This window comes from Mucilaginibacter angelicae (assembly GCF_042434235.1).
In the GTDB taxonomy this organism is placed as follows: Bacteria; Bacteroidota; Bacteroidia; order Sphingobacteriales; family Sphingobacteriaceae; genus Mucilaginibacter; species Mucilaginibacter angelicae.
The window spans coordinates 1-22883 of record NZ_JBHLTS010000073.1; the positions used below are offsets into that span (position 1 = coordinate 1).

A 22883-nucleotide genomic window follows, 5' to 3' on the forward strand; every position below is an offset into this window, starting at 1 on the left:
AACGATACTTACTTAGATAGTTTCGCTTTAGCGTCAGATCATTGGTGTTTATTCGCATAACAAAATTAGCTTAGTTATATAAAGCTAATTCTGTTACCGAATTATCTAACCTTTACAGCAATGACATTTTTTATTTAAACACCTCGCTATCCGAAGCCTCCGACTTCGGATTTTTTATGCCTGTAGTTTGTAACTACAGTAATAGGCATATTTTTTACCTTTGCCTCCATGGAAACCATCACCTGGCATGATTTTGAAAAAGTAGAACTCCGCGTAGGCACCATACTGGAAGCAGAAGACTTCCCCCAGGCCCGCAAACCGGCATTTAAAGTGAGGGTTGATTTCGGAGAGTTCGGCATCAGGTGGTCCAGCGCACAGATCACCAAACATTACACCAAAGTAGAGCTGGTTGGCAGGCAGATTGTAGGCGTTGTTAACTTTCCTAAAAAACAGATCGCCAATTTTATGTCGGAATTCCTGGTTACCGGTTTTGCTGACGAAAACGGAGATATTGTATTAACCGCCGTTGAAAAACCTGTGCCAAACGGCAGCAAACTTATTTAAATGAGATATATCAGTTTTGATGATGATGCCACCACCATATCGCCCGATGATTATTTTATGGGCGAGGCTTTAAAGGAGGCCCGTTACGCGCTTGAGGAAGATGAGATTCCGATTGGAGCAATTGTAGTTTACAATGGCCGGATTATTGGCCGGGGGCATAACCTTACCGAGCGGCTTAATGATGTATCGGCCCATGCAGAAATGCAGGCGCTTACAGCGGCGGCCAATTTAATGGGAGGTAAGTACCTGCAGGGTTGTGCCCTTTATGTTACTATGGAACCCTGCGTAATGTGTGCCGGGGCATCGTACTGGTTCCAGGTAAGTAAGATCGTATTTGGCGCTTATGACAATAAACTCGGCTTCGGCCGCATCAATCAAAAAATAACCCACCCTAAAACTGTGATCACCGGAGGCATCCGCGAAGCCGAATGCAGCCAGCTGGTAAAGGATTTTTTTAAGGGGAAGCGGAAAAAGAGTTGATAGTTCATGGTTCATAGTTGATGGTAATGGAAGATAGGTATAAGCTATGAACCATGAACTATCAACTATGAACTAAAAAGAAAACATGACAATTATTTAGAACAAATACCTCCGTCAACGCTTATATTTGTTACGTCACAACAAACAGTAAACTTTAAAATTAAAACTAAAATTATGGCATTTACACTACCGGCGTTATCCTACGCTACTGATGCTCTGGAACCGCACATTGATAAACTGACCATGGAAATTCACCATGGCAAACACCACCAGGCTTATGTTACCAACTTAAACAAAGCTTTGGAAGGCAAGCCGGAAGCCGATAGCAATATCGACGATATCATCAAAAATATTTCTAAATTCCCTGCTGCTGTACGTAACAACGGCGGTGGTCACTTTAACCATACTTTGTTCTGGACTTTGTTATCACCAAACGGTGGCGGCGAGCCTACAGGCGCTTTGGCCGATGCTATTAAAAGCACTTTCGGTTCATTTGCCGATTTTAAAACCAAAGTATCTGAAGCTGGTGCAACCCGTTTCGGCTCTGGCTGGGCATGGTTAATTGTTACTGCCGATAAAAAATTAGCTGTAACTTCAACTCCTAACCAGGACAATCCATTAATGGACATTGCCGAAGTTAAAGGTACCCCGATTTTGGGTATCGATGTTTGGGAACACGCTTACTACCTGAAATACCAAAACCGTCGCCCTGATTACCTGGCGGCTATCTGGAATGTAATTAACTGGAACCACGTTGCCGAGCTTTACGCAAAAGCAACTGCTTAATTTTATTTAAGCTTATAAATTTGAAGCGGCAGGATCTGATGATCCTGCCGCTTTTTTGTTGGTGTCAGACAAAAAACCATGTCATTGCGAGGAGGCACGACGAAGCAATCTCGTAGCTATACAGATCGGACATGTATTGGCTACGAGATTGCCGCGCTACGCTCGCAATGACATGAGTCTTATTTTTGTTGGCGTCCGTGAGGGCGCGGACGTGGGGGATTACTCCTTCCCTCGATCCGTGTCTTCACGGATCGTCGCAATTGATGTTGCCAAGGCGTATATTTTACCTCCCAATTATATCCCCATACCACACCTCTGCAATAATCTACTAACTTTGTGGACTTTTTTATATCATGATCAAAAAGCCCATAGAAACCCTGCTCCGCGAATCAAAGGAGGAAGGGGAACATTCATTGAAACGCTCGCTTGGGCCTGTTAACCTTATTTTAATAGGAATAGGTATCATTATAGGGGCCGGTTTATTTTCATTAACCGGCATAGCAGCAGGGCAGCATTCGGGACCTGCGGTAACGCTCTCCTTTTTAATTGCTGCGGTAGGTTGTGCATTTGCAGCGCTGTGTTATGCCGAGTTTTCGGCCATGATTCCGGTTGCGGGCAGCGCTTACACCTACTCTTATGCTACCATGGGCGAACTTTTTGCCTGGATCATAGGCTGGGACCTTGTGCTTGAATATGCCGTAGGGGCGGCAACGGTAGCCATCAGCTGGTCGCAATATCTTACTAAGTTTTTGTCGTGGTTTGATCTGTATTTGCCTCCACAGCTTACCCTGTCGCCATTTGAAACAGCAATGGCGGCCAATGGCGATGTGCTGCGCGGGATCATTAATTTACCTGCTGCTTTAATTGTGATTTTGGTTACCAGTATCATTATCCGCGGTACGAAGGGCTCGGCATTGGTTAATGCCACTATTGTTTGTTTAAAAGTTGGGGTTGTGCTGGTGTTTATTGCGGTGGGATGGTCGTTCATTAGCCCGCAAAACTATCATCCGTATATTCCGCAAAATACCGGGGTTTGGGGCGATTATGGCTGGTCGGGCATATTGAGGGGAGCCGGGTTAGTGTTTTTTGTGTTTATCGGTTTTGATGCTGTATCAACCGCGGCACAGGAAGCTAAGAACCCGCAGCGCAATATGCCTATCGGGATCATCGGTTCACTGCTCATCTGTACGGTATTGTTCATTGTGTTTGCACACGTAATGACCGGTATGGCTAATTATAAGGAGTTTATAGGTTCGGGCGCGCCGGTTGCCATCGCCATTGAAAAAACGCATTATCAATGGCTGAGTAAGGCTATCGTACTGGCTATATTGATCGGTTATACCTCAGTGATCCTGGTCGATCTGCTGGGCCAGTCGCGGGTTTTCTTTTCTATGTCGAAAGATGGTTTACTGCCCAAAGTGTTTTCAGAGATCCACCCTAAATTTCGTACGCCCTGGAAATCGAATATTATGCTTTGCGCCTTTATCGCCCTGTTTGCCGCCTTTGTGCCGATCCGTGTAGTTGGTGAAATGACCAGCATTGGTACCCTGCTTGCATTTGTTATGGTTTGCGCCGGGGTGCTCATATTGCGTAAACAGCAGCCCAATATTCACCGGCCTTTTAAAACACCTCTTGTTCCGCTTGTGCCGATACTGGGGATCCTGACCTGTTTTGCCATGATGACATTTTTACCCGGCGATACTTGGTTACGATTGATCATTTGGCTTGCAATTGGTTTGGTTATCTACTATACTTACGGCAAAAAGAACAGCGTTATCCGCAGAATGCTTGAGGATAAGCACCAGCGCTACTAATTGATGACTGAAGATATTTTAAAACTAAAAGTTGAACGCATAAAATGGGAAACTCCTGATACTGCTACGTTTTATTTGAGCAGTGTTGATGGGAGTTCCATCCCATATATAGCAGGGCAGTTTATTACCCTGATATTTAGCCACCGGCAGGAAGAGACCAGGCGGTCATATTCACTAAGTTCGTCACCGGATGAGCCCTGTTTGGCTATCACCATAAAGCGCATTACCAATGGTGAGATCTCCCGTTTTATGCTTACCAGGATAAAGGAAGGTGATGAGTTAACGGCACTCGCCCCGGCCGGGCGTTTTACTATCAGCAACTATCAGCAGGAAAAAGACCTGTTTTTATTTGCCGCCGGCAGCGGCGTTACCCCTATATTTTCGCAACTAAAATATATTTTGAGCCGGGATGGTAAAAGCAGGCTGATACTTATTTACAGTAATCAAAATGCTGCCTCTGTTTTATTTAAAGATGAGCTGGATAAACTGGCAGCTGAGCATCCCGAAAGGTTAATCATTATCCACCTGCTGAGCAGTGAGGCCAACCGCCTCAATACTGATAAGGTAGAAAAGCTGGTAAAGCAGCACACCCGTTTTAATTTGGCCGATGCAGAGTTTTACCTGTGCGGCCCCTTTCCCTACATGCGCATGATCCGGTTCGACCTGGTTTATATGGGCATTGACCAGGCTAAGATCCGCCGTGAAAATTTTGTGCTCGAAACTGTTGCTGTAACAAGCGGCTATACCAGCTTTCCGCCCAAAAACATCAAAATTAAATATAGGGGAGAACTGCATGATATTGTAGTGGGTGAAAATCAATCCATACTGCAGGCAGCCCTGCAAAACAATATCCCATTACCTTATAGCTGTCGTGGCGGCGTATGCTCTACCTGCATGGTTAAATGCACCGGCGGTAAAGTAGAAATGGTGAAGAACGATGTGCTTACCGAAACGGACCTTGCGCAAGGCTGGATCCTGACCTGCACCGGGCATCCGCTGGATGATGAGGTGGTAGTCGAACTATGATTAAAAAGACGTCATTGCGAGGTGCGAAGCAATCCCTAATAAGCAGAGTAACTATGCAGATTCGCCTTGTAAAGTAGGGGATTGCTTCGTGCCTCGCAATGACGGGTGGTAAGTGAGGGCTTATTACTTAGCCGGCAAATGCTGCCTTACCGTCCGTCTATGCACAACGGTTTTTACTTTTTTTGATTTGGACTTTTTGCGTTTGCCCAACCAAACTATAAAGCCTGTGACAGGCAAACTGGCACAAATGAGGCTCACTAAAAAAGCGATGATCTTACCGGGCAGCCCTAAGATTTGGCCTACGTGAATATCATAGTTCATGTTATTCATCTTCATGCCGGCGCTTTTTTGATCATGGGGCGTACGGTTCAATAATTTGCCGGTGTATTTATCAAAGGTGTAGCTATCGCTTTTATAGTAGTGCAGGGCTTGCGCGTAGGCGGTTATACCTACAGCGCCGGCTTTGGTGGCATCATCATATATCAAGAACATTTCCGCATTTGGCGAACCGGCTTTGGCCGCTAAATACGCTTTGTTGATAACCTGGGTGGTATCCATTTTACCGTTCAATAACGAGTCGGATTTGAAAACCACCTTTTCTTCGGGGTGTGCTTTGCCAAGATTGGCGGTAGCGTAAATGCCTTCACGCACCCAGTCAAAGGCAATTGAAAGGCCGGTTATAGCCAATATAATGGCGACACTGGTAGCATAAAAGCCCAGTACATTATGCAAGTCGTAGTTCACCCTGCGCCAGCGTCCGTTCCACTTAATGGTAAAGCTCCGCTTACGGTCGCTTTTGCGTTTGGGCCACCACAGTACTATACCGGTTATCATCAGCACTACAAAAATAATTACCGAAATGCCAACCACCATGCTGCCTATGTTGGCTGGTAACAATAGGTACAAGTGAATGTATTCAACAACAACGAAGAAATTTGAAGCAGGGCTTTCGGTATGAGTGATCCTGGCGGTATAAGGGTTTTGGTAAACAAAAAGGAGGCCTTCTTTTTTATCGGTTACCAATACTCCGGCCGGACGACCAATACCATAGTAGTAAATATAACTGGCTGTAGCCCCTTTGCGGCCTTTTAGCGCTTCGGCCTTGAGGATTGAGGGAGCTATATATGGCTTGTTTTGTACCTCGACTTTACGGTAGCTATGTATAGCATCCTGGATCTCATCCTGAAAACAAAAGATACAGCCGGTGATACTCACTATAAACACCACCAGCCCGGATATAAATCCGAGCCAGCGATGTATGAATAATATGGTTTTCTTAAAAAGCGTCATCATTAAAATTTGTAGGTGGCGCTTAATGCAAAACTTCTTAATTTTTGCGGGTTAACGGTAGTGTACCCTAACCAGTATTTTTGGTTGGTAAAGTTATCAAGCTTGGCTCCAAACCTGTATCTGTTGGTGTCGTAAAATGCTGATGCATTGAGTATAGTGTACGATGGCAGCGTGAATACTCCTAAAGTATAGCTGTTGATAATCTTGTTGTCGCTGGCATAGTTGCCGCCAATACCAAAACCTAAACCTTTAACAGAGCCCTGCTGAATTTTGTAGCTTGCCCAGAAATTAGCCTGGTAAGGTGAACCCGCTGTTGCAGGGCGAAGGCCTTCAACAGTTGCATCGGCAGTTTTGGTAAGCTTTGAATTGTTGTAAGTAAAGCCTGCAGTTAAGTTTAAACCAGGTACGGGATTTGCAATTACTTCAGCTTCAAAACCTTTGCTGAATTGCGTGCCATCCTGTACAGAAAGCACCGGGTTTACAGTAGATGGGCGTACAATGTCTTTTACCTTGATATCGTAGTAACTTACTGTACTGCTTAATTTACCATCAAACAGGTCTAATTTTACACCGCCTTCAATTTGATTGGCCTGTTCAGGCTTAAGTGGTTTATTGTTTTCGGTAGTACCGGTTTGGTTGTTAAAGCTGTTCTGGTAATTGGCAAATATTGATACGTGATCTTTTACCGGCTGATAAACCAAACCAAATTTTGGCGAAAATGCGGTTTGTTTAAAAGCTCCCGAAGTTTTTTGTGTTGTCGGGTCGTAGTTACCTTTATTGTCAAACCTGTCTACACGTACACCTGCCGATGCTATTAACTGATCGGTAATATTAAACACGTCTGATATGTAGGCGCTGTAAGTGTTTTGTTTATACATGGCCGGATAGGTAAAGCCAATAGCTCCTGATGCATAAATAGCATCCATGGCTGCTCCGTTAAAGTTATTATAGTTGTGGTTTCCTGTTGTCGATACTGTATCAAGCGTACTGCCGTAGAAATACTGCTGTGAGTTTTCTCTGAAGAAATCCAAACCACCAACAAACCTGTTACGGAACTTGCCTATTTTGAAATCGCCGTTAAAGTTTTGCTGAATCTCGATCATGTCATCCTTGCTGTTGCGGGTAGCCTGATCGTTACGTGATATGGAATCGCCCGGCATCAGGTAATAGTAAAGGCCGTGGCCATCTGAGTAGCTATGGGTAAAGCTCAGGTTGGTACGTGAGGTCCATGCGTTTGAGATCTTGTATTTTACTTCGCCGTAGATGTTCCTGTTTTGTGATATTTGGGTAAGACCATCGCCATGGTAGCTTTGCCTGTAATCAATATTTGATTTATCGGCACTATTGAAGCCTAACTGCTGAACTGTTTGTCCATAAGGGAAAAAGAAAATGGTTTTACCTACGTTTTTACCATAGGATAGTTCTGCATCAGCACTGATAGTTAACCTGTCGGTGGCTTTGTAAACGATGCTTGGGTCGATAACTACATTGCGCGAAAAACCATTGTTTTGAAAGCTGCCATCATGATTAAACGCGGTATTTAGCCGGAATAATACTTTTTTATCTTTATCGACAGGCGTATTGATATCGGCGCTGCCGCGATAAAAGCCAAAGTTTCCGCCCGACAGGCTTACTTCGCCGCCAAAGGTATCATAAGGTTTTTTGGTTACGCGGTTTATTAAACCACCGTATGATGTTAATGAACTGCCAAACAAAGTACCCGATGGGCCTTTGATGATCTCGATCCTTTCGACGTTTGCCGCGTCGATACTATTGGTAACATTACCGGCAATACCATTGCGCATGGTACTCTGTACTATAAAACCACGACTGTTATAGTAAGCGCCACCATCGCCACCGCGACCGGTTGCATCCCACATTTTTTGTAAACCGGGAGCATTCCTGAGTGCATCATCTACAGAAAAAGCTAATTGTTCCTGTATTAATTGGCTGCTAACCGTATTGTAAACCTGCGGATTTTCGAGGTTGGCCAAAGGCATTTTGGCTACATCTTCGCTGCGGGTACGTTTAAATTTGTTGGTTTTATTAGCATTGATATTTACCTCCTGTAAGCCGTGAATAGTATTATCAACACTGATAGCGGGAAGGTTAGTTGTTTGGCCTGCTGTTATGGTTACTGTTTTTTCCTGGCCTTTTGCACCAACTTCAGATATTACAAGCGTATAATTACCTTGAGGGGCTTTAATTTCAAACAGGCCGTTTTCGTCGGTTATGGTGCCAAATTTGGTGCCTTTAAGTACGATTGAGACATTTTCGGCAGGGTCATTTTTTGCAGTAATAACTTTGCCTTTAAGAGTGCCCCTTGTTTGCTGCGCAAAAGTTGGGATAGTGTTGATGAGTAGCAGGATTGCTAAAAATGAAAGCGAAAAGATCTTTTTAAAAGATGGTTGGGGTTGATTCATTTTATTTAGACTAAATATAAATAAGTGCCCAAAAGTAGTCACGCAAGTGTTATGATGCAAATTATTTATAATAAATCTAAATAGCGTTGTTTTATGTTCTGTAATACAGTAACTTACATTGCACTGTATTGTCCGGAAACTCATAGGTTTCCAAAATGGAAATAACTCAAAAGAGAAGAAAGGAAATACTTACGAAGTTTTAAAAACTTCGTAAGTATGGCTGGAAGAAAAGGGCGGAGCCTAAATATCCATCACTTCTTTTTTCTTTTTACTCTTCATCCGCTTTGGTACAAACTCCAGGATCTCAGCTTTTAAAGCCTCGATCATGCGGCGTTTTAAAAAGTTGCGTTGTATCACAATGCTTACCTCACGGGCGGGCTCGGGCGATTTAAAGTAGCGCACCTTATCCAATTGTTTTTCACTCAGTTCGGACAGGGCCAGCTCGGGCAATATGGTGGCGCCGTTATTTTGATCGACCATGCGTTTAAGGGTTTCAACGCTGCCGGTATTATATTCAAAATGCTGAAAACCTTTGGTCGATTTACGGCGTTGACAAATGTTAAGTACCTGCTCGCGCATGCAATGGCCTTCGTTCAGGATCCAGATCTCTTCCATATCTATATCATCCGGAACAATGTTTTTCTTTTTTGACAGCCTGCTGTTTTTGGATACATAGGCTACAAAGTTTTCATAGAACACAGGGATTTCGGTAAGATTGCTTTCATGCAGCGGGGTTGAAAGGATACCGCAATCAAGCATGCCCAGTTTTAACTGCTGGATGATCTCTTCAGTGGTTTGTTCCCATACAATCAGTTTTACCTGCGGATATTTTTCAATAAAGCCGTGAATGATTTTGGGTAATATATACGGCGAAACAGTAGGGATAATACCCACCCGCAATTCGCCCGAAAGCTCCTTTTGCCTGTCGGAAATGATCTCTTTGATCTTTTCGCTTTCAGATAACATGATGCGCGCCTGTGTAATTATTTCAATCCCTATTTCGGTAGGTACTACAGGTTGTTTGCTGCGGTCAAAAATCTTAACACCCAGGGTGTCTTCCAGTTTTTGCACCTGCATGCTCAATGTAGGTTGGGTTACGAAGCATTTTTCGGCTGCTGCAACAAAACTGCGGTAGGTATCAACCGCCACAATATACTCCAGTTGTGTAATAGTCATGTAATATAGATAAATACTATGCGAAGATAATAAATATTGATTTTTTCTATTGAAATATTTTCATGAGGTTTGAATTATCAAAACCAACTAAATATGGAAACAAATAAAAAGAAATTAACCACTGCATCAGGGAAGCCTTATGTGGAAAATGAGAACTCCATGACAGCCGGCCCCCGCGGACCGATCTTACTTCAGGATTTCATCCTGCACGAAAAGATGGCCCACTTTAACCGCGAAAGGATCCCGGAACGTGTGGTTCACGCAAAAGGATCTGGTGCTTATGGAACTTTTACAGTTACGCATGATATTTCAAAATATACCCGTGCCAAGATCTTTAACACAATAGGTAAGCAAACCAAATTGTTCCTGCGTTTTTCGACTGTAGGCGGCGAAAAAGGTTCGGCAGATACAGAACGTGACCCGCGTGGTTTTGCTATTAAATTTTATACCGAAGATGGGAACTGGGATTTGGTTGGTAACAACACCCCCGTGTTTTTTATAAAAGACCCTAAAAAATTTGGTGATTTCATCCACACCCAAAAACGCGACCCATATACTAACTGTAAAAGCGCTACCATGATGTGGGATTTTTGGTCGCTGAATCCTGAAAGTTTGCACCAGGTAACCATTTTAATGAGCGATCGCGGTACGCCTTACGGATATCGTCATATGGATGGCTTCGGCAGTCATACTTTTTCGTTCATTAATGCCAATAATGAAAGGTTTTGGGTTAAGTTCCATTTTAAAACCCAGCAGGGCATTAAAAACTTTACCGATGCCGAAGCCGCAGACATGCGCGGTAAAGCCCCCGATTTTGCGCAACATGACCTGTTAACTGCTATTGATAACGGCGATTTTCCTAAATGGTCGCTTAAAATACAGGTGATGCCTGAGGCTGATGCTAAAACATACCATATTAATCCGTTCGATTTAACTAAAGTATGGCCACATGCCGATTACCCGTTGATTGATGTAGGTGTATTAGAATTAAATGAAAACCCCGATAACTATTTTGCACATGTGGAGCAGGCTGCATTTGCACCGGCACACGTTATTGATGGTGTGGGTTACTCGCCCGATAAAATGCTGCAGGGGCGGATCCTGTCATACCCAGATGCGCACCGTTACCGTTTAGGCGGCAATTACGAGCAGATCCCGGTGAATAAATGCCCTTACCTGGTAAGCAATTATCAGCGCGATGGTCAGATGACCGTTAATGGTAACGGTGGTTCAAACCCTAATTACTTCCCTAACAGCTTTGACGATATTGAAGTTGACCAAAGCTACAAGGAACCTGCCTGGGATTTTGGAAGCTCAGTAGGTGATTGGTACGACCGTAACGCCGAAGGCGAAAATGATCATTACACCCAACCCGGAAACCTTTACCGCCTGATGGATGGCCAGCAAAAAAAGGATTTGATTGCCAACATCGTAAACTCGATGAGTGGCATTGAAGGCCCTAAAAAAGATATGATCGTTAACCGCCAGCTTTGCCACTGGTTCAGGGCCGATATCAATTTAGGTATGGCTGTTGCCAAAGGCCTGGAGCTTGACCTGGCCGAAACCATGAAGCAAATGCCCCAAAATGTTTAGCCCCTACAACTACTAATAAATAAGGGCGGGCATTATTGTCCGCCTTTTTTTGTTTTTATCCTTAGGGATTACAACGCGCAATTAAAAAATAATTTATCTCAGCATTTCGTTATATTTGATTTATGGGAGCAAAAGAGTTAACCTCCGAGTCTTTAAACGAGCAACAGGTGATGATGCTGAGGCTATTAAAAAAACCTTTGCCTGAAGCCGACTTTGCCCAAATAAGACGTCTTGCAGTTAAGCTTCTTTCTCAGCAATTGGATGAAGCAATTGAGGAATGGGAAAGTGGAAACAATATTACAGCCGAAACTTACGAACAATTAAGTAAGGTGCATTTTCGTAGTTCTTCCAAAAAGCATTGATGAACATTGTACTCGACTCAAATATTCTGTTAGTTGCGATAGGGAAAAAGAGTGAGTACCGACCCATATGGGAGGCTTTTATTGATGAAAAATATAATCTTATCATATCTGATGAGATTATTTATGAGTACGAAGAAATAATTCAGCTCCGTTCAGGCACCAAAGCAGCAGAAATAGTGCTCGAAATTTTTGTTGAAGCGGTTAATGTGATTAATCAAAAAGTATACTACTCGTGGAACTTAATCATCAGCGATCCGGATGATAATAAATTTTTTGACGTAGCCGTAGCCGCAAATGCTGATTATCTGGTTACTAATGATTCTCATTTTAACGTTGTAAAACAGCTCGCCTTTCCTTCTGTTAAGATAATTTCTGCTAACGAATTTTTGAATATTGTTAAGCGTCTTTAAGAACCGTGGTGGCCACCAATAATTTCTCTTAAAACAAATCCCATAAATCCTTACTTTAGGATATATGCTTCCTTTATTAATTGCCGAACAAATTCGCGAGGGCGATGCTTATACTATTGTTAATGAACCGATATCATCTGTCGACCTGATGGAGCGCGCCTCCAGGGCTTTTGTGGGCTGGTTTGCAAACCGTTTCCCCGATAAAAATGAGCCCATAACTTTTTATTGCGGAACCGGTAATAACGGAGGCGATGGCCTTGCCATAGCACGTATTTTGTGCGATCATCATTATAATAAGCTTTATGTTGTAATAGCCCGGTTTTCGGATAAGGCATCTGCCGATTTTAACCACAATTTTGAGAGGTTAAAGCAAACCTGCGTAACCATAACTGAACTTACAAAAGGCAGTGAAATCCCAGAGGATGACAGCCCGGTAATTATTGACGCGCTGCTTGGCAGTGGCTTAAACAAGCCGCTTAGCGGCGATTATGAACGGCTGGTTAAGTATATCAATGAACTTGAGCGCACAGTGGTTGCTGTTGATGTTCCTACAGGTTTCTTTTCGGAAGGTGAAGTACCTAAAGATACGATCGCCGTCAAAGCCGATCTTGTGATCACCTTTCAGCAGCCCAAGATCAATTTCCTGCTGCCCGAATCGGCACCTTATATCAATTGCTGGGAGTCGGTAAATATTGGTATCAGCGAAAAGTTTGTTCAGGGCCTGAATTCACCATACCAGTTTATTGAAGAAAAAGATATCAGGCAAATGCTGAAACCACGGCACCGTTTTAGTAATAAAGGAACATACGGTCATGCGTTGATTGTTGCAGGACAGGCAAAAACTATGGGAGCGGCATTATTAAGCTCATCAGCGGCGGCACATGCGGGGGCAGGGTTAACAACTGCCTGTATCCCCGAAAGTGGTTTAACAGCGCTTAATAGCTACCTGCCCGAAATTATGGCGATAGTAAGGAGCGGTACTGAATTGCCCGATATTGAATGGGATAAATTTAGCTCGATAGCTGTAGGGCCGGGCTTAGGAAAAGATGATGATGCTTTGGTATTGTTAAAAGCCATCATCAAAAACTATAAAAAGCCATTGGTTATTGATGCCGATGCCTTGAACCTGCTTTCCGAAAATCAGGAATTGTTAACACAATTGCCCGCAGGGAGTATTTTAACCCCGCACATGAAAGAGTTTGACAGGCTTTTTGGCGAACATACCAACTGGTGGCAGCGGCTGCAAACTGCAATAAAAAAGGCAAAGGAACTAAACCTATGCATCCTGCTTAAAAATGATTATACCATTGTTGCTACACCTGAGGGCACAGCTTATTTTAACTCGTCAGGAAATGCCGCTATGGCAAGCGGGGGAATGGGCGATGTGCTTACCGGTGTGATAACTGCGCTGCTTGGACAAAAGTACCCGCCGGAGCGGGCCTGCATTATTGGCGCTTATATTCATGGTAAGGCCGGAGATGAGCTGGCACTGCCCAGCCGGATGCATGTTGTTTTACCAGGTAAGCTTATCACGCAGCTGCCGGTTACCATGGCAAAGTTAAGAGCATAAAAAAACGGCTGCAAGTATTATACAGCCGTTTTAAATTAACTATTAACTGATCTTATAAAGAACTAAATACTCAAATCTGGGGGTTAGGATTTTTGGTTTTTTCTCTCGTTTATGTCCTAACTATTCATAAGACGTTTGCACGTACTTATTAGTTACAAAAAAACTAATAATTGGTTTTGGTTTTTGTTAAAAAAAAGTTAAATTATTAATCCCGTGTAGTTTAGGTTTACACGAAATATAAGTACCAAACGTATAAAAAGCAAAAAGCTTACATCGTTTTCGGAATAAATCTGAAAAAAATGTAAGCTTTTTGCTTTATGACAGCCCGGAGGCTGCTTTTTTATGGCTTTAGTATTTGCCGAGCACCACCATTTCTGACAATGTTGGACTTGCACTACCGCCTCTCGGCTCAAGTGTTACTGCGAAGGCATCGGCCGAGGCTATTGCTTTCATGTTCTTGAATCCGCTCGAATCGGCTGTTGCATCAAACACACCCAGGTCAACCGGTTTCCCGCCTACCAATGCCCAAAGCTGGTACTGGTGGGTTTGATCGTTTGCCGGTAGTTTAAGGCCTTCCATATCAATAACCACTTTTTGTTTAGATGGGCTAAAGGCCACGGTCATCATCGATTCAGGCGATTTGGCAGTACCTCTTAAGTGGATCAGTTTATATGAAGTATCTCTTAAAAGGTTAAGTTCGCTATCTTTTGCACTAACAGTGTTGCTAAAATGCTGGTTTTGGGCCTGCATTGCACTTAGCTGGGTATTTGTATCGTTAAGGCGGCTATAAAGATTATACAACGCCACTGCGCTTGCTAACAATAAAGCAAGGCATGCAGCAAATGCATATTTATAAAAATTGGTTTCTTTTTCTTTATCAGGCTGCATAACAACAACTTTTTCACGTTCTACGTGTGTTTGTGTTGGAAAGTTATTATCGTCGCCAAAATTGGTAAGTAAGCTGCCTAATATGCGGCTGCGTAAATGTTCTGATGGCTCGATGGCGTTTTCTTCAGCATACAGTTCCATTGAGCGCTCTATTTCATCCAGCTCGGCCTTAATAGCCGGATGCTTTGAAGCCATATCTTCAACCTGCAACTTTTCGGCCGGGGTAACATCCCCCAAAACGTAAAGTTCCAGTATCCCTGATTCTATATATGCTTTTAAATCTTCCACTTTCAATTAAAATGTTTTCTGAGTTCCTGGATAGCCATTCGTAACCGGGTTTTAATGGTACCCAGCGGAATGCCTAATTCTTCGGCGGCTTCCACGTGGGTATAACCTTTAAAATACACCAGCTCTATGATCAGCTTTTGTTCGGGTTTTAGCGTTTGCACTAAATCCTTAACGCCCATTAACTCAGGTTTGTAAACTGTGTTCCTTTGCTCGTCAATGAAAGTTACGTTATTTTCAATCTCCTGGTTTTTGTTTTGGTTCTTAAAATCTTTTGATCTGATTTTATCTATCGCAAGGTTGCGCGCGATATTAACCATCCAGGTAAATAAACGGCCTTTTTCAGTACTGTAGCTTGAAAAGGAATGCCAGATTTTTACAAAGGTTTCCTGTAAAACATCTTCGGCTATAGCGGTGTCATTTATTATGCGTGATATCACCCCGAATAACGAGGCCGAATACATATCATATAGCGCTTCTACGGCGATTTTTTCCCGGTGCTGCAATGATAGCACCAGCTCTTCTTCCGATAGCGATATTTTTCGTTTTTTACTCAACGTGGTGAAGATATAAAGGAATTATCACATTTCAAACAGATGTTTTTCTGCATGATAGGATGAGCGAACCAGCGGGCCGCTTTCCACATATCTAAAACCCTTATCCAGTCCAAATTGTTTGTAACGGGCAAACTGGTCGGGATGGATCCAGTCTATAACCGGGTGGTGGTTACGTGTTGGTTGTAAATACTGTCCCAGCGTAAGGATGTGTACACCTGCGGCAAGCAGGTCGTCCATGGCTTCCAGAACATCTTCTTCTGTTTCGCCCAAACCAAGCATAATGCCCGATTTTGTGCGTAAGCCTGCTTCTGAAATATGTTTCAATGCTTCAAGGCTGCGATCATATTTTGCCTGGATCCGCACTTCTTTAGTGAGGCGCCTAACTGTTTCGAGGTTATGTGAAACTACTTCGGGCCTGGTTTCCAAAACACGGGCAAGGTTATCCCAGTTGCCTTTAAAATCGGGCAGCAGGGTTTCTAAAGTAGTATCGGGGCTTTCACGGCGGATGGCATTGATGGTTTCAGCCCAGATGATGGAGCCACCGTCTTTCAGGTCGTCGCGATCAACAGAGGTGATAACGCAATGTTTTACCTGCATCAGTTTTACGGAGGTGGCTACGCGGTTTGGCTCATCAACATCAACAGCTAAAGGCCTGCCGGTTGCAACAGCGCAAAACGAGCACGAACGGGTACAGATATTACCCAGGATCATGAAAGTAGCAGTGCCGGCCCCCCAGCACTCGCCCATATTAGGGCAATTACCACTTTCGCATATAGTGTGCAGCTTGTGAGTATCAACCAGGCTGCGTACGTGAGCATATTCTTTTCCTGTAGGAAGCTTAACCCTAAGCCAATCGGGCTTGCGTACAGGCTGGCTAACAGCAGGAACTACCGGCAATTCAATCATGGTACAAATGTAGTTAAAAACTGAATATTATTAGTTCATGGTGGATGGTTCATAGTTCATAGTCGCCCGGATTATTGCAAAACGATTATCATTTATAACAATATGGGGAGGTTCATCAGTTTTCTCTAAAAACCATGAACCATTATCTATGAACCATGAACTAAAAGACTAATTCAGCACTTCTAAAGTTTCATCAACAGAGATCCCGCTGTGCGATTGGTCAAGAATGCATTCGCCATTTTTAATGAGTAATAATTGTGGCGATTCATGGTGTACCTGAAACAATTGCGCTACCTGGCCTGACAGGTCGCGGTATTTGATCAGGTCTAAAAAATAAAGGGATATATTTTCGGGAAGATTATCCCAGTCAAGCTCAAAACGTCTTTTTGCCATCATGCTGATGGAGCAACGTGTACTATGTTTAAATATAAGGCTATAGCCTTCTTGTTGTTTGATCGCCATAAGCTGATCGGCCGTCTCCAACGAAATCCAGTTCATATTATTATATAGTTAAAATGCTATAACGTAATTATAACACAAAAACTGTGTAATGTGTTTAAGCAGGTTTAAAAATGACAATTAACTGTTAACGACCAGTTTTGGGATATGAGCCGTAAGCCGGGCATAATTTATTTGAGCAAGATGATACTGTTGCAACTGCCGCAGCTATAAGTGCTATGTAAACTAATTTTTTCATGTTGAGCTAAAATTAATTGCTTTAACGGGTTTTAACTGTTTAATGTTTCAGCAAGGGCCGCCATTTTGATAGCAGTGATAGCTGCTTCATCGCCTTTGTTGCCATGTTTGCCGCCCGCCCTGTCAATAGCCTGTTGCTGATTATCAGTAGTTAATACACCAAATATAACAGGTTTTGAGTATTTTATGGCAACATTGCTTACTCCGTTTGCTACTGCGTTGCAAATAAAATCAAAATGCCTTGTTTCGCCCTGTATTACACAGCCCAGGCAAATTACCGCATCGAAACCACCTTTTTTTAATAATAGCTCTGCTCCTGATGTAAGCTCAAAGCTGCCGGGTACCTGGTATGAAAAAATGTTTTCGGCCAGTGCGCCGTTACTTACCAGGCTTTGGTATGCGCCCTGGTAAAGTGCATTGGTAATTTCGGCATTCCATTCGGCTACAACTATACCGAAGCGGTACGGTGCTGCTGATGGTATTTCGGTATTCGAAAAGTCGGAAAGGTTTTTAAGCTGTGTAGCCATAGATATTTCGGATTTGGGAATTTCGATTTCGGATATTTTTTATTTCGAATTTCGGAGGTTCGATTTCGGATCTGTTAAGCGCTGTGATCGATGATCAAAATCTGCTTATAAAAAAAATCGATTCCGGATTTAAAGGTATTTAAAACCCGATAAATCCGAAATCGAAATTCTCAAATCCGAAATAAATTATTGTTTCGCTTCAGCGCGGGCTATATATTCGTCGATATTTCGAGCCTCGTCGCTTTCAGGATATTCAGTTTTTATTCTTTTATATGCTTCAGCAGCGTCTTTGTTGTTTTTCTGAGCCTCGTAAGCTAAACCTAATTTTTTAAGGTAAAGCGGCGATAAAAATTTATTCTTTGCTTTATCAGCAGCTTTGCTGAAATAGGTTTCTGCTTTTTCGTAATCTTTCAATTCTACGTAAGCATCGCCGGTGCTGCCAAAAGCTTCGGCTGCCAGCATGCTATCATCACCGCGGTAATTGGTAAGGTTGTCAATAGCTTTACGGTAATCACCTTTGTTTAAATAAGCTGTACCCAAGTAAAAATAAGCAAGGTTTGCAGCTTTGGTATTGCTGTAATCGCTGATGATTTTTTCAAAACCCGGGAAACCGGCATCACCTTTAATGGCTTTGTCCCAGTTTTTTTGCTGCCAAAAATCCTGTGCTTTATACATTTGGTTAGTGGCAGTAACTTCACGCGGACCTAAGTATAATTTTAAGTAAATGAAATAGATAGCTATAAGGGCAATAATGGCCCCTACAATAAATAATAAGCTTTTTTGATTCTCACGCACAAATTTGCCACTCTGACCAAAATTGTTTTCTGGTGCTGCAACTTTGATGTTAGCCTGGGTTTTTGACATTGTTGTTCTAAAATTAAGTTTGCAAAAATACGGTTTTCAAATTTACTGGCAATACCTTTTGTATTAAATAATTAAAGAAGGGTGAGCGGTTGATTGAGTTGATCAGGTGAGTAGTGAAAATCTGCTAAAAGGCCATGCTTTAATCAAGCTAAATCATTTGCTAATCAACCTAAATAAGCCGCTTTTCGCAAAATACACCAACCATTCACCTAATAAACTCAATCAACCACTCACCCAAAAAACAACCACTCACCAAAAAACACTAACTTTGCCATCCCATGCACCTGCAACAGCTGTCAGTTATCAACTTTAAAAATTACGATGAGGCCGAACTGGTTTTCAGCGAGGGGGTTAACGCTTTTACCGGAAACAATGGTGCGGGCAAAACCAATTTGCTCGATGCTATTCATTACCTGTCGTTATGCAAAAGTTACTTTAACCCGATAGACAGCCAGCAGATTAAGCAGGGTGCCGATTTTTTTATTGTTACCGGCGTATTTAATAAGAATGATCAGCCCGAGGCTGTCGCCTGCTCGGTAAAGCGCAATCAAAAAAAGCAGTTTAAACGCAATAAAAAAGACTACCAGCGCCTGGCCGATCATATCGGGCTGTTGCCGCTGGTAATGATCTCGCCAAATGATACCAGTATCATTACCGAAGGGAGCGAAGAGCGGCGCAAGTTTATTGATAATGTAATATCGCAAACAGATAATCATTATTTAGATGAGCTGATCACTTATAACAAGATCCTCACCAACCGCAACGCGCTTTTAAAACAAGTGGCTGATACGGGGCGATATGATGCCGGGTTGTTTGAAGTAATTGATGAGCAGCTGAACGCTTCAGGTAATCGCATTTTTGAAAGGCGCAGGGATTTCATGGAGGGGTTTGTTGCTATTTTTAATAAGCATTACGATTTTTTGAGCGATAATGCCGAGCGTGTTGAGCTGGTATATGAATCGCAATTGCTGGGAGATGATTTTGACAGTTTATTAAAGAAGAGCTTTGACCGGGATAAAGTGCTGGAACGTACGACAGCCGGGATTCATAAAGATGACCTGCAATTCAATATTCACGGTATGGCCATGAAAAAATTCGGATCGCAGGGACAGCAAAAATCATTTTTAATTGCGCTTAAGCTTGCGCAGTATACTTTCCTGTATCAGCAAAAAGGATTTAAGCCCTTGCTTTTGCTTGATGATATTTTTGATAAGCTTGATGACGGGCGGGTTACCAAATTAATGCAGATGGTATCAAATAATGATTTCGGGCAGGTTTTTATAACTGATACCGGGGTAGAACGTGTTGAAAGTGTTTTTAATAAAATAGGGGTAGCTGTTAAACTATTTAAAGTAAAGGGAGGAGCGATTGATGCGTAAAACTAACGACAAAACACTTAAAGAGGCCATTGAGCAAATGCTTAATGTGTATAAGATCAAACGGCGTTTTGATGAAACGGGCGTTATTACGGCCTGGCCAAACCTGGTAGGCAAATCGGTAGCTAACCGTACTAAAGAGTTATTTGTGCGCGATAAAAAATTATTCCTGCGGATAGAATCATCCGTAATAAAAAACGAACTGATGCTGATGCGCAGCCAGATAATTGAAAAAATAAACAATGAAGCTAAAAGTGTGCTTGTTGAAGAGATTATCTTCCTCTAAACATGCGTAAACCGTGTTGCCTTAATTTAAGGTCGTCGGTAAGCTTTGAATAAGCAAGGATGAACAGGCCTGGAATAGTGAAGGCAAGTTGCGCTTCGGGGTGTGTCCTGTAAAGCATAATCGAACCAATAACCAACAATACCAATATTAGTACGTAAAATATGTATTTGAATAGTGGTTTCATGTTGTGTGATATTATCGGTTTGTCAATTATGTAATATAGTTCAGGTGCGGATGTAAAGTTAAAAAAAATGTAACCATAATTGCAAGAAAAACGTAAACATTTCGGGTGTAACCCGCTGGTTGCCTGATTGCACCCGAAATGAGCTTACTTAAAACCTTTCAAAAGCCGAGAAAAAGAAGTTTCCTTCAATGTCGGCATTGTCGTCAGAGTCTGAACCGTGAACGGCATTTTCGCCAATTGACCTTGCATACAGGTTACGGATGGTACCTTCAGCAGCATCAGCAGGGTTAGTAGCGCCAATCAGTTTGCGGAAATCGGCAATAGCGTTGTCTTTTTCAAGGATAGCTGCCACAATAGGACCTGATGACATAAATTCAACCAATCCGTTATAAAAAGGACGCTCTTTATGCACTTCGTAAAACTGTCCGGCTTTTTCGGCAGATAATTTAGTGTATTTAAGGGCAATAATTTTAAAACCGTTTTTGGTTATAATGTCTAAAATAGCACCGATATGACCGTCAGCAACAGCATCAGGCTTTATCATGGTAAATGTTCTGTTGGTTTTCATTGAAATAATTGTTTCTTTTTTGGGTTATTAATAGACTAAATGCCTTTTTTGGGTCAACTTTAAACCACAAGTTTGTTAATAGCTTGGGTGATATTTAAAATTTGCGGCAAAAATAGGCTTTTGTAACTGTAAGATAAAGCTTTTTGAATTAAATTAGATGGTTTGTATTTGATTAATTTATTTAGCTTTGCAACTCTTTTTTAAGAATTGATGTTTGATTTAGCTTCGCTTACTGACCTTTTAACGCAGCCTCAAAAGATAGTGATCACAACCCATCATAAACCTGATGGTGATGCTATGGGGTCGTCATTAGGCTTATATAATTATTTGATACAGCAGGGCCATCATGCCAGGGTTATTGCCCCTACAGATTACCCTGACTTTTTAAGTTGGCTGCCCGGTAATGAGGATGTTATTATATATACCGAGCACCGCGAAGAGGCTGCCGCCCTGATAGCCGATGCGAAACTTATATTTTGCCTTGACTTTAATGCCCTGAGCCGTATCAACGATATGGGTGAATTAGTTGGCGGAAGCAGCGCTTACAAGATCATGATCGATCATCACCTGGAACCTGCCGACTTTGACGATTACAGGCACTGGGATATCAACGCCTGCGCTACCGCGCAATTGGTGTATGATTTTATTGTAAACGAATTGCACCATAAAGAGCTTGTAAATAAGGATGTGGCAACCTGTCTTTATACAGGCATCATGACCGATTCGGCTTCATTCAGGCTTCCAAACACTACATCAACAGTTCACCGCATAGTTGCCGATTTAATAGATGCCGGTGCTGTTAACTGGCGCATTCATGAGCTGGTATACAATAGCGCATCCGAAAACAGGTTACGCTTTTTGGGCCATTGCCTGGCTAATTGCCTGGAAGTACTGCCCGAATTTAATACAGCTATTATTGCAGTTAGCAAGCAGGACCTGGAACGGTTTGATGTTGAAACCGGTGATACAGAAGGTGTGGTAAATTATGCACTATCGATGGCAAACGTACGTTTGGCTGCCTTTATAGTTGAACGCAGCGACAGGGTAAAACTTTCGTTACGCTCAAAAGGGGAGTTCCCGGCTAACGAGATTTGCAAAAAATACTTTAATGGCGGCGGTCACCGCAATGCGGCCGGTGGTCATTCCGAAAACAGCCTTGAGCAGGTTGTACAACAATTTAAACAAATTTTACCTGAATATAAAAAACTATTAATACAGTAAAAAAGTAATGATGAAAAGAAAACTGATGTTTCTGTCACTTGCGGCTATTGGATTTGCAAGTTGCAACGGTGGGTTTAAGCAGGGCGAAGGCGGCTTGCTTTATAATATCCACACTTCAAAAGGCAATCCCAAAGTTAAGGAAGGTGACTTTATGACACTGAACATGATCCTTAAAACTGATAAAGATTCAATTATCAATAACTCATATGATAATGGCCAGCCTATACCAACGCTGATGCCTAAACCTCAGATGAAAGGTGATATTGTTTCAGGGTTGAGCTTATTGGGCGAAGGTGATAGCGCTACATTCAAAATTGCAGCCGATTCGGTATTTAAAGGTGGTCAGCAACGCCCGCCGGGTTTTAAAGGTAAATACCTGGTTTATACAATTAAAATTGAAAAGGTTATTGCCAAAGGCGCTCTTAACGAAACTGTTTTCCGCGATCGTGTTACCCAGTACATGAAAGGTCAAACTGATGCCCTTAAAGGTAAAGAGCCCGCTAAGATCAAAGGTTATTTAGATACTCATAAAGACCTGAAATTTGTAACAACAACTTCAGGCTTAAACTATGCAGTTACTACACCAGGCAGCGGTGCAAACGTAGCAGTAGGTGATACAGCCGTAATTAACTATACTTTGAGGCTTGTTACCGGCAAGGTTTTGGAAACAAGTGTTAAAGCTGTAGCTGTAAAAGAAAAAATGCAGATCAACCCAATGAACCCTTATCAGCCTATCCGTATCCCGGTAGGTGAAAGCAAAGTGATCAAAGGTTGGGATGAAGCTTTCCAATTGTTTAATAAAGGTACCAAAGCAGTGTTGGTTGTTCCATCAGCATTAGGTTATGGCGATCAGGGCAGCCCGCAAATGCAGCCTTACACACCGCTTGTGTTTGAAGTTGAGCTGGTTGATATCGTTCATCCAAATCCAAACGCACCGAAACCGGTTATGCCGCAAATGCAAATGCCAACTCCGGCAACAAAATAATTATACTATTTTACAAGGCCTTTCCTGCACCCGCAGGAAAGGCTTT

The 22883-nt window shown here is 42.5% G+C and carries 24 protein-coding genes; 13 read left to right on the forward strand and 11 right to left on the reverse strand.

Features of this window, described 5'->3' with window-relative positions:
- Positions 1-228: 228 nt before the first annotated feature.
- The 5 genes from ACFFGT_RS23840 to ACFFGT_RS23860 all read left to right on the forward strand — a co-directional run bounded on the left by ACFFGT_RS23840 (position 229) and on the right by ACFFGT_RS23860 (position 4670).
- The gene (locus ACFFGT_RS23840) at positions 229-564 is read left to right on the forward strand and encodes a tRNA-binding protein (protein WP_377025021.1); all 336 of its coding nucleotides are present in this window, start codon (positions 229-231) and stop codon (positions 562-564) included.
- Positions 565-1044, forward strand: coding sequence for a nucleoside deaminase (locus ACFFGT_RS23845; protein ID WP_377025022.1), 480 nt, complete (start codon positions 565-567; stop codon positions 1042-1044). It begins immediately after the preceding gene.
- A gap of 174 nt (positions 1045-1218) precedes the next feature.
- Positions 1219-1830, forward strand: a complete 612-nt coding sequence (locus tag ACFFGT_RS23850) for a superoxide dismutase (RefSeq protein ID WP_377025023.1) — start codon at positions 1219-1221, stop codon at positions 1828-1830.
- A 353-nt stretch (positions 1831-2183) separates the two neighbouring features.
- Positions 2184-3644, forward strand: coding sequence for an amino acid permease (locus tag ACFFGT_RS23855; protein WP_377025024.1), 1461 nt, complete (start codon positions 2184-2186; stop codon positions 3642-3644).
- A gap of 3 nt (positions 3645-3647) precedes the next feature.
- Positions 3648-4670 (forward strand): 2Fe-2S iron-sulfur cluster-binding protein, encoded by a 1023-nt coding sequence (locus ACFFGT_RS23860; RefSeq protein WP_377025025.1) that lies wholly within the window; start codon positions 3648-3650, stop codon positions 4668-4670.
- A 123-nt stretch (positions 4671-4793) separates the two neighbouring features.
- On the opposite strand, the gene ACFFGT_RS23865 is transcribed toward ACFFGT_RS23860, so the two are convergent.
- From ACFFGT_RS23865 to ACFFGT_RS23875, 3 genes are all read right to left on the reverse strand, one after another.
- Positions 4794-5963, reverse strand: a complete 1170-nt coding sequence (locus tag ACFFGT_RS23865) for a PepSY-associated TM helix domain-containing protein (RefSeq protein WP_377025026.1) — start codon at positions 5961-5963, stop codon at positions 4794-4796.
- Positions 5963-8383 (reverse strand): TonB-dependent siderophore receptor, encoded by a 2421-nt coding sequence (locus tag ACFFGT_RS23870; protein WP_377025027.1) that lies wholly within the window; start codon positions 8381-8383, stop codon positions 5963-5965. The genes ACFFGT_RS23865 and ACFFGT_RS23870 overlap by 1 nt, the downstream gene beginning before the upstream one ends.
- Positions 8384-8623: 240 nt before the next feature.
- On the reverse strand, positions 8624-9559 hold the full coding sequence (locus ACFFGT_RS23875) for a hydrogen peroxide-inducible genes activator (protein WP_377025028.1): 936 nt from the start codon (positions 9557-9559) through the stop codon (positions 8624-8626).
- 93 nt (positions 9560-9652) lie between these two features.
- Between ACFFGT_RS23875 and ACFFGT_RS23880 the strand changes: the two genes are divergently transcribed.
- From ACFFGT_RS23880 to ACFFGT_RS23895, 4 genes are all read left to right on the forward strand, one after another.
- Positions 9653-11152 (forward strand): catalase, encoded by a 1500-nt coding sequence (locus ACFFGT_RS23880; RefSeq protein WP_377025029.1) that lies wholly within the window; start codon positions 9653-9655, stop codon positions 11150-11152.
- A 122-nt stretch (positions 11153-11274) separates the two neighbouring features.
- A complete protein-coding gene (locus ACFFGT_RS23885; protein ID WP_377025030.1) occupies positions 11275-11514 on the forward strand; it encodes a DUF8507 family protein in 240 nt (79 codons plus the stop codon).
- Positions 11514-11924 (forward strand): putative toxin-antitoxin system toxin component, PIN family, encoded by a 411-nt coding sequence (locus ACFFGT_RS23890; protein ID WP_377025031.1) that lies wholly within the window; start codon positions 11514-11516, stop codon positions 11922-11924. Before ACFFGT_RS23885 ends, ACFFGT_RS23890 begins: the two co-directional genes overlap by 1 nt.
- Before the next feature lie 64 nt (positions 11925-11988).
- Entirely contained in the window at positions 11989-13494 is a 1506-nt protein-coding gene (locus tag ACFFGT_RS23895) for an NAD(P)H-hydrate dehydratase (RefSeq protein WP_377025032.1), read from the forward strand.
- Between the two features lie 348 nt (positions 13495-13842).
- On the opposite strand, the gene ACFFGT_RS23900 is transcribed toward ACFFGT_RS23895, so the two are convergent.
- The 6 genes from ACFFGT_RS23900 to ACFFGT_RS23925 all read right to left on the reverse strand — a co-directional run bounded on the left by ACFFGT_RS23900 (position 13843) and on the right by ACFFGT_RS23925 (position 18217).
- A complete protein-coding gene (locus ACFFGT_RS23900) occupies positions 13843-14670 on the reverse strand; it encodes an anti-sigma factor (RefSeq protein WP_377025033.1) in 828 nt (275 codons plus the stop codon).
- Positions 14671-14672: 2 nt separating this feature from the next.
- Positions 14673-15224: an RNA polymerase sigma factor gene (locus tag ACFFGT_RS23905; RefSeq protein ID WP_377025034.1), complete on the reverse strand. Its 552-nt coding sequence runs from the start codon at positions 15222-15224 to the stop codon at positions 14673-14675.
- A gap of 24 nt (positions 15225-15248) precedes the next feature.
- Positions 15249-16130, reverse strand: a complete 882-nt coding sequence (gene lipA / locus ACFFGT_RS23910; RefSeq protein ID WP_377025035.1) for a lipoyl synthase — start codon at positions 16128-16130, stop codon at positions 15249-15251.
- A gap of 168 nt (positions 16131-16298) precedes the next feature.
- Complete coding sequence (ytxJ, locus tag ACFFGT_RS23915; protein ID WP_377025036.1) at positions 16299-16628, reverse strand: bacillithiol system redox-active protein YtxJ; 330 nt, start codon at positions 16626-16628, stop codon at positions 16299-16301.
- A 230-nt stretch (positions 16629-16858) separates the two neighbouring features.
- Complete coding sequence (gene ribH, locus ACFFGT_RS23920; RefSeq protein ID WP_377025037.1) at positions 16859-17353, reverse strand: 6,7-dimethyl-8-ribityllumazine synthase; 495 nt, start codon at positions 17351-17353, stop codon at positions 16859-16861.
- Between the two features lie 186 nt (positions 17354-17539).
- A complete protein-coding gene (locus tag ACFFGT_RS23925; protein WP_377025038.1) occupies positions 17540-18217 on the reverse strand; it encodes a tetratricopeptide repeat protein in 678 nt (225 codons plus the stop codon).
- A gap of 278 nt (positions 18218-18495) precedes the next feature.
- On the opposite strand from ACFFGT_RS23925, the gene recF reads away from it, so the two are divergent.
- Both recF and ACFFGT_RS23935 read left to right on the forward strand, forming a co-directional pair.
- Entirely contained in the window at positions 18496-19596 is a 1101-nt protein-coding gene (recF, locus tag ACFFGT_RS23930) for a DNA replication/repair protein RecF (RefSeq protein ID WP_377025039.1), read from the forward strand.
- Complete coding sequence (locus ACFFGT_RS23935; protein ID WP_377025040.1) at positions 19589-19879, forward strand: DciA family protein; 291 nt, start codon at positions 19589-19591, stop codon at positions 19877-19879. The genes recF and ACFFGT_RS23935 overlap by 8 nt, the downstream gene beginning before the upstream one ends.
- Here ACFFGT_RS23935 and ACFFGT_RS23940 read toward each other — a convergent pair.
- Both ACFFGT_RS23940 and ACFFGT_RS23945 read right to left on the reverse strand, forming a co-directional pair.
- Positions 19866-20063, reverse strand: a complete 198-nt coding sequence (locus ACFFGT_RS23940) for a hypothetical protein (RefSeq protein WP_377025041.1) — start codon at positions 20061-20063, stop codon at positions 19866-19868. The genes ACFFGT_RS23935 and ACFFGT_RS23940 overlap by 14 nt on opposite strands.
- Before the next feature lie 148 nt (positions 20064-20211).
- Complete coding sequence (locus tag ACFFGT_RS23945; RefSeq protein ID WP_377025042.1) at positions 20212-20631, reverse strand: nucleoside-diphosphate kinase; 420 nt, start codon at positions 20629-20631, stop codon at positions 20212-20214.
- A 210-nt stretch (positions 20632-20841) separates the two neighbouring features.
- On the opposite strand from ACFFGT_RS23945, the gene ACFFGT_RS23950 reads away from it, so the two are divergent.
- Complete coding sequence (locus ACFFGT_RS23950) at positions 20842-21852, forward strand: DHH family phosphoesterase (RefSeq protein WP_377025043.1); 1011 nt, start codon at positions 20842-20844, stop codon at positions 21850-21852.
- A 7-nt stretch (positions 21853-21859) separates the two neighbouring features.
- Positions 21860-22837 (forward strand): FKBP-type peptidyl-prolyl cis-trans isomerase, encoded by a 978-nt coding sequence (locus ACFFGT_RS23955; RefSeq protein ID WP_377025044.1) that lies wholly within the window; start codon positions 21860-21862, stop codon positions 22835-22837.
- Positions 22838-22883 lie beyond the last annotated feature (46 nt).